The 13,697-nt window shown below is 70.9% G+C and carries 11 protein-coding genes and 2 tRNA genes; 2 read left to right on the top strand and 11 right to left on the bottom strand.

The features are described 5' to 3' along the window. The 4 genes from DEP02_RS35740 to leuS all read right to left on the bottom strand — a co-directional run. On the bottom strand, positions 1-532 hold a 532-nt coding region (locus DEP02_RS35740), incomplete at its 3' end, for an SLBB domain-containing protein (protein WP_438947714.1). Positions 533-1,219: 687 nt separating this feature from the next. Then, positions 1,220-2,065 carry a DegV family protein gene (locus tag DEP02_RS01820; RefSeq protein ID WP_112465540.1) on the bottom strand — a complete coding sequence of 282 codons (846 nt, stop codon included), beginning with the start codon at positions 2,063-2,065 and terminating at the stop codon, positions 1,220-1,222. 101 nt (positions 2,066-2,166) lie between these two features. Next, positions 2,167-2,895 carry a hypothetical protein gene (locus DEP02_RS01815; protein WP_112465539.1) on the bottom strand — a complete coding sequence of 243 codons (729 nt, stop codon included), beginning with the start codon at positions 2,893-2,895 and terminating at the stop codon, positions 2,167-2,169. 158 nt (positions 2,896-3,053) lie between these two features. Further along, entirely contained in the window at positions 3,054-5,951 is a 2,898-nt protein-coding gene (gene leuS, locus DEP02_RS01810; RefSeq protein WP_112465538.1) for a leucine--tRNA ligase, read from the bottom strand. Between the two features lie 561 nt (positions 5,952-6,512). On the opposite strand from leuS, the gene DEP02_RS01805 reads away from it, so the two are divergent. Together DEP02_RS01805 and DEP02_RS01800 are read left to right on the top strand one after the other, a co-directional pair. Further along, positions 6,513-7,757, top strand: coding sequence for a ferric reductase-like transmembrane domain-containing protein (locus DEP02_RS01805; RefSeq protein ID WP_112465537.1), 1,245 nt, complete (start codon positions 6,513-6,515; stop codon positions 7,755-7,757). Then, on the top strand, positions 7,754-9,361 hold the full coding sequence (locus DEP02_RS01800; protein WP_112465536.1) for an NADH-quinone oxidoreductase subunit NuoF family protein: 1,608 nt from the start codon (positions 7,754-7,756) through the stop codon (positions 9,359-9,361). The genes DEP02_RS01805 and DEP02_RS01800 overlap by 4 nt, the downstream gene beginning before the upstream one ends. Positions 9,362-9,508: 147 nt before the next feature. Here DEP02_RS01800 and DEP02_RS01795 read toward each other — a convergent pair. From DEP02_RS01795 to DEP02_RS01760, 7 genes are all read right to left on the bottom strand, one after another. Next, positions 9,509-9,581, bottom strand: a tRNA-Ala gene (locus tag DEP02_RS01795). A gap of 157 nt (positions 9,582-9,738) precedes the next feature. Then, entirely contained in the window at positions 9,739-9,972 is a 234-nt protein-coding gene (locus tag DEP02_RS01790; RefSeq protein ID WP_006136074.1) for a hypothetical protein, read from the bottom strand. Positions 9,973-9,975: 3 nt separating this feature from the next. Then, on the bottom strand, positions 9,976-10,149 hold the full coding sequence (locus DEP02_RS01785; RefSeq protein WP_112465535.1) for a hypothetical protein: 174 nt from the start codon (positions 10,147-10,149) through the stop codon (positions 9,976-9,978). Positions 10,150-10,503: 354 nt separating this feature from the next. Then, a tRNA-Ala gene (locus tag DEP02_RS01775) sits at positions 10,504-10,576 on the bottom strand. 117 nt (positions 10,577-10,693) lie between these two features. Further along, on the bottom strand, positions 10,694-11,365 hold the full coding sequence (locus DEP02_RS01770; RefSeq protein ID WP_112465534.1) for a histidine phosphatase family protein: 672 nt from the start codon (positions 11,363-11,365) through the stop codon (positions 10,694-10,696). Beyond that, complete coding sequence (gene rsfS, locus DEP02_RS01765; protein ID WP_112465533.1) at positions 11,362-11,808, bottom strand: ribosome silencing factor; 447 nt, start codon at positions 11,806-11,808, stop codon at positions 11,362-11,364. The genes DEP02_RS01770 and rsfS overlap by 4 nt, the downstream gene beginning before the upstream one ends. A 77-nt stretch (positions 11,809-11,885) precedes the next feature. Continuing rightward, positions 11,886-13,688, bottom strand: a complete 1,803-nt coding sequence (locus DEP02_RS01760; protein ID WP_112465532.1) for an LCP family protein — start codon at positions 13,686-13,688, stop codon at positions 11,886-11,888. Positions 13,689-13,697: the final 9 nt, after the last annotated feature.

Here is a 13,697-nt window from a genome sequence, read left to right as displayed (position 1 = left end):
CCGCCGCGCCCGCACCGGCCGCTCCGGCGGCGCCCGTGCCGGGCGGGGCGGAGTCCGCGGCCGGGGGCGGGCCGCCGACGACGACCTGTTCACCGTCCACGAGGAAGCGGGCCCGGTTGAGGCCGTCGGTGTTGGTGCCGGGGCGTACCCCACCGGCCGCCTGCAGCGCGTCGGCGACCCGTGAGCCGGCAGGCAGGCGCTGGATTCCGGGGCGCCGGACCTTGCCGCTGACGTCCACCACGATCTCCGTGCCGGCCGGTGCGGGGGCACCCATGGAAGTGACTGGCGCTGTGGCAGCGGTTGCCTTGTCCTCCGCCTGGTGCTGACGAGGAGCCACGGCCCGCACCATCTCGGGCGTTTGGACGGTCTGGGTGCGACCGGTCCAGAAGTGCTGCGCGGCGAGAACCGCGGCAACGGCGAGCAGCGCCGTGAGTGCCACCACGTTCCTGCGTTCCAGCCCGCACCGCGCCTGCAACCACAACGGCATCCGCTCCCGCACCGCTCCCGCGATCCGCCCCCGCCAGTCCGGCACGGTCTCAGCGCGGCCGGCACCGGCCCCGCCGGCCGGCTCCACGTCGACCAGCTCCGCCGAGCCCGCTTTGCTCCCCTCGACAAGGCCAACGCCGGCCGCGGCAGGGGGATCCGCGCCGACCACGACTGGCGCACCCCTGTCGGCCACGGCGGCACGGCCCATGCCGGCTACGCCGGTCGGGCCCGCGCCAACCACCGCAGCCGGGCTCGGGAGGTGTTGCCTGGCAGGCCCGGGCCCGGGGCCGGCCTCGTTCCGGTGGGGGCCGCTTGGCGGTGCGTGGGTCTCGCCCGCCGGGTGGCCGACCCGGTCCGGGTCCGGGGTGGCCCAGGACGGTGTGGGACGGCCGGACCGGGCCGACGGCGCCGGGTGCGGGCCTGGCTTGGGCTTCTCCGCGGTTTCCGGCGGGCCGGTTCCCGACTCCCCTGCCCGTACGGCGCGTTCGGCGAAGAGGGACTGCGCGCGTCGGCGCAGTTCCTCGGCCGAGGCGTGGCGGGTCGGCCGGCGGCGGTGGCGGGCGCGGCCGTCCGAGGCGGGGGCGCGGCCCGGGCCGCTGGTCGCTGCGGATGTACGTGAGCGTGATCGAAGTGCCATGCGGGGAGCATCGGGCAACCCGGCACTTTCGCGTTGATCTTGCTCAATTCTCGGGGATTACCCGCCAGTTGTGGATAACTCCGTCACCCGGACGAGTTACCGGGGCGAGACCACGGCTCCCAGCAGCCCCGGCCCGGTGTGCGCGCCGATCACCGCCCCGACCTCGCTGACGTGCAGGTCGGCCAGCCCGGACACCCGGGTGCGCAGCCGGTCCGCGAGGGCCGACGCCCGGTCGGGGGCGGCGAGATGGTGGACGGCGATGTCCACGTCGGCGCCGCCCGCACGCTCGGCCACGATCTCCTCCAGCCGGGCGATCGCCTTCGAGGCGGTGCGGACCTTCTCCAGCGGTTCGATACGGCCACCCTGCAGCTGCAGCAGCGGTTTCACCGCGAGCGCGGAACCCAGCAGCGCCTGCGCGGCCCCGATACGGCCGCCGCGGCGCAGATAGTCGAGTGTGTCGACGTAGAAGAACGCGGAGGTGCCCCCGGCACGCTTCTCCGCGGCCGTGACCGCCTCGTCCACCGTGCCGTCGGCCTCGGCGACCTCGGCTGCGGCCAGGGCGCAGAAACCGAGCGCCATCGCGATCATTCCGGTGTCCACCACTCGTACCGGCACCGGTGCCTCGCGCGCGGCGAGCACCGCGGCGTCGTAGGTGCCGGAGAGCTCCGCGGACAGGTGCAGGGAGACGATGCCGCTCGCCCCGGACTCCGCGACCTTGCGGTAGGTCTCGGCGAACAGCTCGGGGCTGGGACGTGAAGTGGTGACGGGCCGCCGCTTCTGCAGCGCCTGGGCGAGTGAACGCGTCGAGATCTCGGTGCCCTCTTCGAGCGCCTGGTCGCCGAGGACCACGGTCAGCGGAACCGCGGTGATGCCGTGGCGCTCCATCGTCCGCGGCGGCAGGTAGGCCGTTGAATCGGTGACGATCGCGACATGGCGGGACATGAGCTGGAGGTTACCTGCCGTAGCGCTCCGACGGCAGCCCGGGCCCTTCTCAGCGGGTCACACGTGGCCGGATCATGCCGCGATCGCGTCGATAGCGTCGATCACGTCGTGCTCTCGGGGCGGGCCTTCTTCTGCCAGGGGTAGGTGGGGCGGCGGCCCGGCGGGGTGATGGCGGGCCGGGCAGGCTCCTGGTCGGAGGCCGGACACGGGGCCCCGGGCCAGGTCTGCGGGCCCGCTTCGGCGGCCGGGGGCGCGGGCCAGGGCCCGGGTGCGGCCTGCGGCTCGGCCTGGGTCCAGTGGCGCAGCGCGCCGGCCTCCACGTCGATCTGGGCGCTCAGTGCATCCAGGTCGTCGTCGGCGAAGCGGCGGGCGCGGTCGCGGGCGGCCCAGCGCAGGGAGTCGGCCGATTCCGTGATGCGCCGGGTGCGCTCGCGCAGGGCGGGGAGCCGCTCGGCGAGTGTCGTACGGTCCGGCTCGGCCTCCAGGCGCTTGAGCTCGCCGTCCAGTTCGTGTCCGTGCGCGCTGAGGCGCTCGAACAGGGCGACGGACTCCTTGAGGGACTCGTCCTCGCGCACGCCCGCGTCCAGGGCGTCCTGCGTGGCGCGCATCGAGGTGCGCAGGGTGAGCCGGAGCTGGGCCAGTTCGCCCGCCGGGCCGGGCTGGGCGAAGGACTTGGCCCGCAGGGTGTGGTCCTCGACCGTGCGGCGGGCCTGGGTGAGGGTGCGGTCCACACCGCGCTTGGCGGCGCCGACCACCTTCACCGTGGCGTAGACGCCGAAGACCAGGAAAAACACGAAGAGCAGGGTGAAGAAGGTGATGACGGCTTCCACGGCGCTCCTCCTCCGGCTGCGGCGGCACGATCGCGCCGCTCCTCCACGGTAAACGCAACGGGCAGGTCCCGGGTTCCGGATGAACCCCGAACCTGCCCGTAGGGGACTACCCCGAGGCATTCATGCCCCGGCCCTCACGCGGTCACGCGGTCACGCGGTCACGCCGGCACGATGTTGACCAGCTTCGGCGCCCTGACGATCACCTTGCGGATGCCCGCGCCGTCGAGCGCCGCGACGACCCTCTCGTCGGCCAGCGCGACCTTCTCCAGCTCCTCCTCCGTGATGGACGGGGAGACCTCCAGGCGCGCCTTGACCTTGCCCTTGATCTGCACGACGCAGGTCACGGCCTCGTCCACGGCGTACGCCGGGTCGGCGACGGGGAAGTCCTGGTGGACGACGGAGCCGGTGTGGCCCAGCTTGCGCCACAGCTCCTCGGCGATGTGCGGGGCCAGCGGCGCGACCATCAGCACCAGCGCCTCGGCCACCGAGCGCGGCACCGCGCCGGCCGCCTTGGTCAGGTGGTTGTTCAGCTCCGTCACCTTGGCGATGGCGGTGTTGAAGCGCAGTCCCTCCAGGTCCTGGCGTACCCCGTCGATCGCCTTGTGCAGGGCGCGCAGCGTCTCCTCGCCGGGCTCGGCGTCGGTGACGGTGACCTCGCCGGTGGTCTCGTCGACGATGTTGCGCCACAGCCGCTGCAGCAGCCGGAACTGCCCCACCACCGCGCGCGTGTCCCACGGCCGGGAGACGTCCAGCGGGCCCATGGCCATCTCGTACAGGCGCAGCGTGTCGGCCCCGTACTCGGCGCAGATCTCGTCCGGGGTGACGGCGTTCTTCAGGGACTTGCCCATCTTGCCCAGCAGCCTGGAGACCTTCTCGCCCTGGTAGTAGTAGGCGCCGTCGCGCTCCTCCACCTCGGCGGCCGGCACCGCGATGCCGCGGCTGTCCCGGTAGACGTAGGCCTGGATCATGCCCTGGTTGAACAGCTTGTGGAACGGCTCGGCGGAGGAGACGTGCCCCAGGTCGTACAGGACCTTGGACCAGAAGCGCGCGTACAGCAGGTGCAGCACGGCGTGCTCGGCGCCGCCGACGTACAGGTCGACGCCGCCGTGCGGCATGCCCTCGCGCGGCCCCATCCAGTAGCGCTCGATCTCCGGGTCGACCAGTTTGCCGTCGTTGTGGGGGTCCAGGTAGCGGAACTCGTACCAGCAGGAGCCGGCCCAGTTGGGCATGGTGTTGGTCTCGCGGCGGTACTTCTTCGGCCCGTCGCCCAGGTCCAGGGTGACGTCGACCCACTCCTCGTTGCGCGACAGCGGCGTCTCGGGGTGGGTGTCGGCGTCGTCGGGGTCGAAGGTGCGCGGCGAGTAGTCCTCGACCTCGGGCAGCTCCAGCGGCAGCATCGACTCGGGCAGCGCGTGGGCGACGCCGTCCTCGTCGTAGACGATGGGGAAGGGCTCGCCCCAGTAGCGCTGGCGGCTGAACAGCCAGTCGCGCAGGCGGAAGTTGACGGTGCCTTCGCCGATGCCCTTGCGCTCCAGCCATTCGGTGATGCGCGCCTTGGCGTCGACGACGCTCAGGCCGTCCAGCTTCACGTCGTCACTGGAGGAGTTGATGATCTTCGCGTCGTACGAGTCGAAGGAGTCGTCCCAGGTGGACGGGTCCGTGCTCCGGCCCGCGGCGGAGCCGCTGTCGGATGCCGTGCTCGGATCCACGACGCAGCGCATCGGCAGCTCGAAGGCGCGTGCGAAGGCGAAGTCGCGGGAGTCGTGTGCCGGGACGGCCATGATCGCGCCGGTGCCGTAGCCCATCAGGACGTAGTCGGCGATGAAGACCGGGATCTGCTCGCCGTTGACCGGGTTGGTCGCGAACGCGCCGGTGAAGACGCCGGTCTTGTCCTTGGCTTCGGCCTGTCGTTCGACGTCGGACTTGGAAGCGGCCTGCGCGCGGTAGGCGGCGACCGCCTCGGCGGGGGTGGCGTGGCCGCCGGTCCACACCTCGTGCGTACCCTCGGGCCAGGCGGCCGGGGTGTGCTTCTCCACCAGTGGGTGCTCGGGCGCCAGCACCATGTAGGTGGCGCCGAACAGGGTGTCCTGGCGGGTGGTGAAGATCGTGACGTGCTCGCCGTCGATCGGGAAGTCGACGCGGGCGCCCTCGGAGCGGCCGATCCAGTTGCGCTGCTGCAGCTTGATGGCCTCGGGCCAGTCCAGCTCCTCCAGGTCCTCCAGCAGCCGGTCGGCGTAGGCCGTGATGCGCATGTTCCACTGGCGCAGCTCGGCCTTGAAGACCGGGAAGTTGCCGCGCTCGGAGCGGCCGTCGGCGGTGACCTCCTCGTTGGCCAGCACCGTGCCGAGGCCGGGGCACCAGTTGACGGGCGCGTCGGAGGCGTAGGCCAGGCGGAACTCGCCCAGAACCTCGGCGCGCTCGACGTTGCTCAGCTCGTGCCACGCGCGCGTGTGCCCCGGCACGGTCCGCTCACCGGACTCGAACTGGGCGATCAGCTGGGAGATCGGGCGGGCCTTCTTCGCCTCGTCGTCGTACCAGGAGTTGAAGATCTGCAGGAAGATCCACTGGGTCCACTTGTAGTAGTCCGGGTCGATCGTGGCGAACGACCTGCGCTTGTCGTAGCCCATGCCCAGCCGGTGCAGCTGGGCCTTCATGTTCTCGATGTTGGCCTCGGTGGACACGCGCGGGTGCGTGCCGGTCTGCACGGCGTACTGCTCGGCGGGCAGGCCGAAGGCGTCGAAGCCCAGGGTGTGCAGGACGTTGTGGCCGGTCATCCGCTGGAACCGGGCGTAGACGTCGGTCGCGATGTAGCCCAGGGGATGGCCGACGTGCAGGCCCGCACCGGAGGGGTACGGGAACATGTCCATGATGAACTTCTTGGGCCTGGCGACCAGCTCGGGGTCGCCGGCCAGGTCACCCGTGGGGTTCGGCGCGGCGTACGTGCCCTCGGCGTCCCAGAAGTCCTGCCAGCGTGCCTCGATCCCGGCCGCCATGGCGGCCGTGTAGCGGTGCGGCGCTGCCACCTCGGAGGGGGCAGCGGGGTTCGTCTCGCTCATGGTCCTCAAAGCTCCATCGATCGTCTCTGCCCACGGCTGCGACTTTCGGAAATGAAAAATCCCCTCGCACAGGAGGGGACGCCGCGCCGATGCCGACCACCGGATCGATCCGGCGGCCGGGACTGATCAGCGCGGCTCGCCAAGCAGAAGGCATACGGCACGCATGGCGTCAGGGTACCGCAGTGCCGGAGCGCGTCGCGACGGGCTTTCGAGGGGGCCGCGCGTGAACAACGACGCCCCGAACTCCGTACCTGAGAGTTGTGAAGGCCTCGAAAACTTGAACAACGTTCAACTGTTACCTGGCGTAACAGCTGCTAAGGGACATCACAAGCCCCCTCGCAGCCCGTGATGACAACGCAATGACTCAAACGCCCTACCCCCCGGTATGGAGCCACTTAGAGTGCGGCAGCGGGACCGCTTTCCCGAACCGTTCGGAGTTGCCCCCATGAACCCTCGTCCTCACAGCAGCTCGCCGCCCAGGCCCGGCCCACCGGCCTCCGGGACGGCGGCCGCTGCCACTCTGTCGTCCACACCCCCCATCGTGATGACGGGAGACATGTCGTGACGACGGACCCCAACGACAGCACGTTGGACGACAGGATCCTGGAGTTCCTCAACTTCGGCGCCGGCGTCCTGTCCCTCGTCTGCCTCACCTGTTCGGTGATCTGGGGACTCGTCGCCCAGGACCGGATCATCCTCAACACCCGCCAGCGGATCACCGCGCAGGCCATTCACCGAGCGACCGCTGTCGCCTCCATCGTGTTCCTCCTCGTGCACATCGTGACGAAGCTGGTGCTGGAGCACACCGGCTGGATCGCCGCGGTGCTCCCCTTCGGACTCTTCCTCACGAGTGACGACCCCATCGGCACGGCCTTCCTGATCGGCCTCGGCACCCTGGCCGCCATGCTCATGATCTTCGTCGGCGCCACCGGCGTGCTGCGCAACCGCTTCGCGTCCCCGGCGCCGGTGGCGGCACGCTGGCGGGCGATGCACATGCTGGCCTACCCCGCCTGGTGCGCGGCGCTGGTGCACGGCCTGTACGCGGGCCGGGCGGCCAAGCCGATCTTCATGATCCTCTACAGCCTGTGCCTGCTGGGCGTCATGGCGGCCCTGGCCGTGCGCGCGGCGCCGCGCCCGGTCAAGCGCAAGCTCGCCGACCGGCTGATGTCGGTCCTGGACGGCGGAGAACGGTCCGAGCTGGACGCCCTGGAAGCGAGCCGCGCCAGGGTGTCGGAGTCCGCCCTGCCGGGCTACGGGAACGCGCGCGGGACGAAGCCCTCGCGTGCCGACACGACAGGGGCCCTGCCGCGTGTTCCGGGCCCCTCCTCGCCGCTGTACGACACTCCCGCGCCCGCCGCGAACCCCGAGCCCCTCCCCGGCTTCGCGGCCGCCTACCGGGCCGCCCCGCCCCCTCCGGGCGGTGGGCAGCCGGCCGACCTGACCGCGCGCGTGAACACGCCGCTCGACCTGCAGGCCACGGAGGCGATGCCGCGCTTGGACGGCGCCGGCGGCACACCGGGCAGCTGGCCGATCCCCTCCCCGCCGCCCGTCGGCGAGGCACCCCCGTCGGCCTACGACCCGCTGAACGACACGGGATACAACATCCCGACCTACAACAGTCCGGGCGCGAACGCGTACGGCGGACGTGATGTGTACGACACCGGTGAGACGAACACGCCCTACGGCACGTACAACCCGAGTGATACGTACAACAGCGGTCCCGCCACAGAAACACCCCCCGGCGCTTCCTACGACGCGCCCGGTTCGGGCGAACCTTGGAACACGCCTTCCGGAGGCTACCGGTGAACGAGGCCCTGCCCGACGTCCCCGAAGTCCGCGTGGTCGGTCTTCCCCAGCTCACGTCGGGCTTCGACCTTGTCGAAAGACTCGATCTGCCCATGCACCTGAAGGTGCACGGGCCGCTTGAACCAATGGGCGGCGAGCAGCTCGCGCAGCTCGCCGAGTCCATCAACCTGAAGGGCCGCGGCGGCGCGGGCTTCCCCTTCCACAGGAAGCTGCGCTCGGTCGCCGACGCGGCGATCAAACGCGGCGTACGACCGGTCGTCGTCGTCAACGGAAGCGAGGACGAGCCGGCCTGCCGCAAGGACACGGTCCTGATCAACCGTGCCCCGCACCTCATCCTGGACGGCGCCCTGCTGTGCGCGGAGGCCCTCGGCGCCCGCATGCTCGTGGTGGGTGTCACCAGGGAGTCCACCCAGCGTTCCATGGAGGCCGCGCTCGCCGAACGCGGTCTGAGCAACAGCCGCAGATCGGCACTGCGCGCGAGCGTGCAGCGCAACCCGGTGCGCATGGTGACCGGTGCGGCCGCCTCGCTGATCCGTTCCATCGACGGTGGCCCGGCCATCCCTCCGGGCCGCAAGAGCAGTGCCTCGCAGAACGGCGTGGGCGGCGCTCCCACCCTGCTGTCCAACGCCGAGACCTTCGCCCAGCTGGCGATCGGCGCTCGCATCGGCCCGGAGCGCTACGGCAACACCGGCCTGTACGACGAGCCGGGCACCGTCATGCTGACGGTCTCCGGCGCCGTCGCACGCCCCATGGTGATCGAGGTCCCCACGGGCGTTCCGCTGCGCTACGTCCTCCAGCTCGCCGGCGCGCCGCCGGTGCCGCAGGGCGTGCTGACCGGCGGCTACCACGGCAAGTGGATCGACGCGGCGACCGTGAACGAGGCGATCGTCTCGCGCAACTCGCTGGACGCGGTGGGCGGTTCGCTCGGCGCCGGGGCGATTCTGCCGATCAGCCAGGAGACCTGCCCGCTCGGCGAGTCCCTGCAGGTGGCGAAGTGGCTGGCGGAGGAGAGCGCGGGCCAGTGCGGCCCCTGCTACCTCGGCCTGCCGGCCGCCGCGCGCGGGATGGAGGACATCCTCAACGGCGGCGGACCCGCCGCCCTGGAGGCCCTCAAGCAGGTCGCCAAGAACGTCAAGCGGCGCGGCGCGTGCTCGCACCCGGACGGCTCGGCGATGTTCCTGGAGTCGACCATCAAGGCGTTCACGGACGACCTGGCCGCCCATGTCCTCGGCAACGGCTGCGGGCGGCCCGTGGAGGGCGTTCTGCCGCTCTTCGAGGGGGGCAGGGCCCCTACGGGCATCCCGGGCGGCGAGAGCGAGGAGAACGCTGCCAGCCGTCAGAAGATCTACGTCGACTGGACGCTGTGCCGGGGCCACGGCCTGTGCGCGGACATCCTCCCCGAGGTCTTCGAACTGGGTGCCGACGGATTCCCGACCGTCGCCCAGGCGAAGGTGCCGCGCTACGCGGAGGCCAAGGCCCTGCGTGCCGTACGCCGGTGCCCGGCGCTGGCCCTGCGCCTGGAGGAGGACACCCGCTCGCAGGCCCCGTCCCGCAACCTGCCGGTCCTCTCCCAAGGCCGCGGCCGCCGCGCCCTGGGCCGCTGAGCACACACGACGGCGGGTCACCTCAGGAGGTGACCCGCCGTTCTGCGTTGCCGCTCCCGGCGGGACTCCTGGTGCCGCCGCCGTACACGCGACCGGAGATACGCCGAGGGCGAGCCATCCGTCCGGATGACTCGCCCTCACTTCTTGTGGAGCTAAGGAGAATTGAACTCCTGACCTCCTGCATGCCATGCAGGCGCTCTACCAACTGAGCTATAGCCCCTTGTGCCATACCGCGGAACCGCATATTGGCCACGTCGCCCGGTCTCCCTGGCGACGACGCCAACATTACACGGTCCGGGGGGTGCAACACCAAATCGGTTTCGCTCCGCCCGGCACGGGCCGACACGAGTCGGCACGGCCGGGCCGGGCGGCCGTCGTCAGGCCGTCACGAAGGAGTAGAACCGCTTGAGGGTGCAGTGCTCCTCCAGGAGCCGGCCGTAGATCGGCTCGCCCTCCAGCTCCCGGTAGGTCTCGATCGGGTCGCCCTTTATGATCAGCGCCCGTGCGCACTCCTCGCACCAGTACTGGTAGTCGGGGTTGATCGGCTCCATGTCGCGGACGATCGGGGTGCCGCTGCCGCACCAGTCGCACTTCCGCCTGTGTGCACCCATGGGTCAGCTCCAGCTGTGGCCGCAGGCCGTGCACACGTACGAGATCCCGCCGTTGTCGCCGAGGACTTGGGCCACATGGAGGGAACCGCAGGAGGGGCACACGAGGCGGGTGATCGTATCTGGTGTCAACGCCGCATCGAGGAGGTGACCGACCTCCTCGATGATGCTCGCAGGCATCGCTACTCCCTCCCGTCGGGCCGTGCCCCCATCCGGCGGTTTGATTCTGCCACGGCCGGACCAATACGGTCAGCGACGCCTCGGTACCAGTCCGGCCACGACACCCGCCGCGGCCGTCCCGGCCAGCACGTACACGCACTCCGAGAGCGCCCTCGCAGAGGTATACGCCTCCGGGACCCAAGTGACTCAAGCCGGTTCGGGAACAGTGCGCCGAACACCGCGACCCCGATCAGCTGACCGAGCGGGGCGTCCGCATGTGGAACACAAAAATCCCGCCCCTGAGGGACGGGATTCCGACAACCGGTCTTCGAGAACTCGGACAACTCAACAGAGCGTCGGCCGATCTTGAAGCTGTGGAGCTAAGGAGAATTGAACTCCTGACCTCCTGCATGCCATGCAGGCGCTCTACCAACTGAGCTATAGCCCCTTGTGCCACGCGGCGGAGCCGCATGGTGTTTCGTCCCGCTCAGCGGGGCGAACAAGAAGAACTTTAGCCTGCGACCTGCCGGAAAGTGAAATCCGGGTCGTGTGCGGCAGGGGCGGCTCAGTCGTCGTCTCCGAGGACGGGTTCGGGCAGCGTGCCGGCGTTGTGCTCCAGCAGCCGCCAGCCCCGGGCGCCCTCGCCGAGGACGGACCAGCAGCAGTTGGAGAGGCCGCCCAGGCCCTCCCAGTGGTGGGGTTCCAGGCCGAGGAGGCGCCCGATGGTGGTGCGGATGGTGCCGCCGTGGCTGACCACCACGAGCGTGCCGTCCTCGGGCAGCTTCTCCACATGCCGCAGCACCACGGGGGCGGCGCGGTCGGCGACCTCGGTCTCCAGTTCGCCGCCGCCGCGGCGCACCGGCTCGCCGCGCTTCCACGCGGCGTACTCCTCGCCGTACCGGTCGATGATCTCCTCGTGCGTCAGGCCCTGCCAGACGCCCGCGTAGGTCTCGCGCAGGCCCTCGTCCCGGGCCACCTCCAGGCCGGTGAGCACGGACAGCTCGGCGGCCGTGCGCGCGGCGCGCTTCAGGTCGGAGGAGATGATCACGTCGGGCCCGAGGGAGGCCAGCAGCCGGGCGGCGCGGCGGGCCTGGCCGACGCCGGTCTCGGTCAGCTCGACGTCCGTGCTGCCCTGGAAGCGGCGCTCCACGTTCCAGGAGGTCTGGCCGTGCCGCCACAGAATGATGCGGCGCCCCCGGGCCGGCGTCCTGCCGGTCCCCTCACCGGCGCCGCTCACCGGCGGTCACCGTCCAGCTCCGCCGACTCCTCGGCGGCCTGCTGCCTGGTGTGCTCCTCCGCCCTGCCCCGGCTGGCCTTGGCGTCGGCGGGCAGTTCGAGCTCGGGACAGTCCTTCCACAGCCGCTCCAGGGCGTAGAAGACGCGCTCCTCGCTGTGCTGGACGTGGACGACGATGTCGACGTAGTCGAGCAGGACCCAGCGGGCCTCGCGGTCGCCCTCGCGGCGCACCGGCTTGACGCCGAGCTCCTTCAGCAGCCGCTCCTCGATCTCGTCGACGATCGACTTGACCTGGCGGTCGTTGGGCGCGGACGCCAGCAGGAAGGCGTCCGTGATCGACAGCACGTCGCTGACGTCGTAGGCGATGATGTCGTGCGCGAGCTTGTCGGCTGCCGCCTGGGCGGCGGTGTTGATGAGCTCAAGGGAACGGTCGGTCGCGGTCACTACAGGGCTTTCCGTCGGCGGTCACTTGACGTCAAGGGTCTCACGGACCGCCGACGGAACCCCACGCGATTAAGGGATCACTGGGCTGACGAGGGCTTGTAGTCCTGGCCGAGGACGACCGAGACGTCGGCGCTGGAGGTCACCGTGCCCTTGGTCACCGCGGTGGTGGGCAGCCCCAGGGTCTTGGCGACCTCGGTGGCGTTCTCCTTGCCGGCGGCGTCGGAGTACACGACCTTGGACGTCGACTGGGCGGCGGAGGCGGTGCCGCCCTCCAGGAAGGTGAAGCCGCCGTTGAGGAGGACGACGCGGGCCTTCTCGGTGTTGTCCCTGGTGCCGGAGGCGTTCTGCACGGAGACACGGACGGCCGAGGACTGGTCGGGGCTCTTCGCGGTGCCGCCCAGGATGTCCTTGACCACGCTGTCGCTGGTCTGCTCGCTCAGCGTGCCGTCGGCCTGCACCGGCAGCAGCGCCGTCCTGTAGTCGCCGCCCTTGGCGAGTTCGGCGAGCTTGGCGAGGAAGGTGCCGAGGTCGTTGTCGGTGAGCGAGGGGTCGAGGATCTGCTGCAGCGTCTGCACCGTCGTGGTCGCGGTCGAGGCTTCGGAGGACATCTTGCGCAGCACGCTCTGCATCACCTGGCCGAACCGCTCCAGCTGGGCGTTCTGTGACTCACCGGAGGCCTGGTAGGTGGCGTAGGCGACGGCCGTCTTCCCGCTGAGGGTCTGCTTCTTGCCCTTGCGGACCAGGGGTGCGGTGCCCTTCTTCTTGGCGTCCGGGTCGGGTACGTCGGCGTTGGTGTCGACGTCGATGTTGCCGACCAGGTCGACGAGGTTCTGCAGGTAGGGGGTGTCCAGGCGCCAGGTGCCCTGGATGCTGGTGCCGAGGATGGTGTCGAGCTGTTCGCGGGTGCCCGAGGAGCCGTCGTCCTGGACCGACTTGGCGAGGGTCGTGGTGCTGCCGTCGTCGGCCGTCAGGGCCAGGGAGTTGGGCAGCAGGACGGTGGTGCCCTGCTTGCTGGTGGCGTTGTCGACGAGCAGCGCCGTGGAGGTGCCGCCCTTGTCGGTGTTGTGCAGGTGGACGACGATCACGTCGCGTTTCTGGGCGCCGGTGGCGGCCTCGGTGCCGGTCCTGGCGCCGGACGACGACAGGCCGGGCAGCTTGCCGGCGTACCAGAGGTAGCCGACGCCGCCCGCCGCGACCAGTGCGAAAACGACGGTCAGGGCGATGAGACGGCTGCGGGCGCGGCGGCGGGCCTCCTCGCGGCGCTCGGTGCGGTTCTCGGTGAACTTCAGCCAGTCGATGACGTCTTCGGAGTCGTCCGTCGGCTCCTCGACGAAGGCGAACTGCTCGGTGCGGTACTCCGGCTCGTCCGTGGCGTCCCGGTCCGGTCCCCGCTCCGCCCGGTCGGCGTCCGCGGGGCCGGTCTGCTGCGGGATGTGGGCGGTCTGCTCGGCGACCCGGGGCTGCGGCCCGCTGGTCGCGGTCCGGCCGTAGGGGTCGTAGGAACCCTGGGCGGCGTGGTGGGCGTGGGAGTCGTACGTCCCGTACGGGTCGTACGGGGCGTGCTGGTCGTGCTGGGCGTGCTGGTCGTAGGAGGAGGGGACGGCTGCCTGCCGGCCCGTGTGGTGGCCGCCGTCGTGACCGGTGCCGTCGTGGCCGGTGCCGTCGTGGCCGGCGCCATAAGGGGAGGGACCCGGCTGCTGCCGACCGCCCGTCGCGTACGGGTCGTAGCCGTAGCCGTAGTCCTGCTGTCCGTACGCGTCGTAGGTCTGCTGCGGAGTCTGCTGCGCCGGGACCTGCCGGTAGACAGGCCGACCGTACTCGTCGTAGCCGACGAGCTCGTAACCGTTGTCCCCGTACCCAGCGTCGTATCGGTCGTTCACCGGTGCCCC

Origin of the sequence: Streptomyces triticisoli, assembly GCF_003270085.1 — a bacterium.
In the GTDB taxonomy this organism is placed as follows: Bacteria; Actinomycetota; Actinomycetes; order Streptomycetales; family Streptomycetaceae; genus Streptomyces; species Streptomyces triticisoli.
The sequence above is the reverse complement of the archived record's forward strand: the minus strand, read 5'-3'. Positions and strand labels throughout refer to the sequence as shown.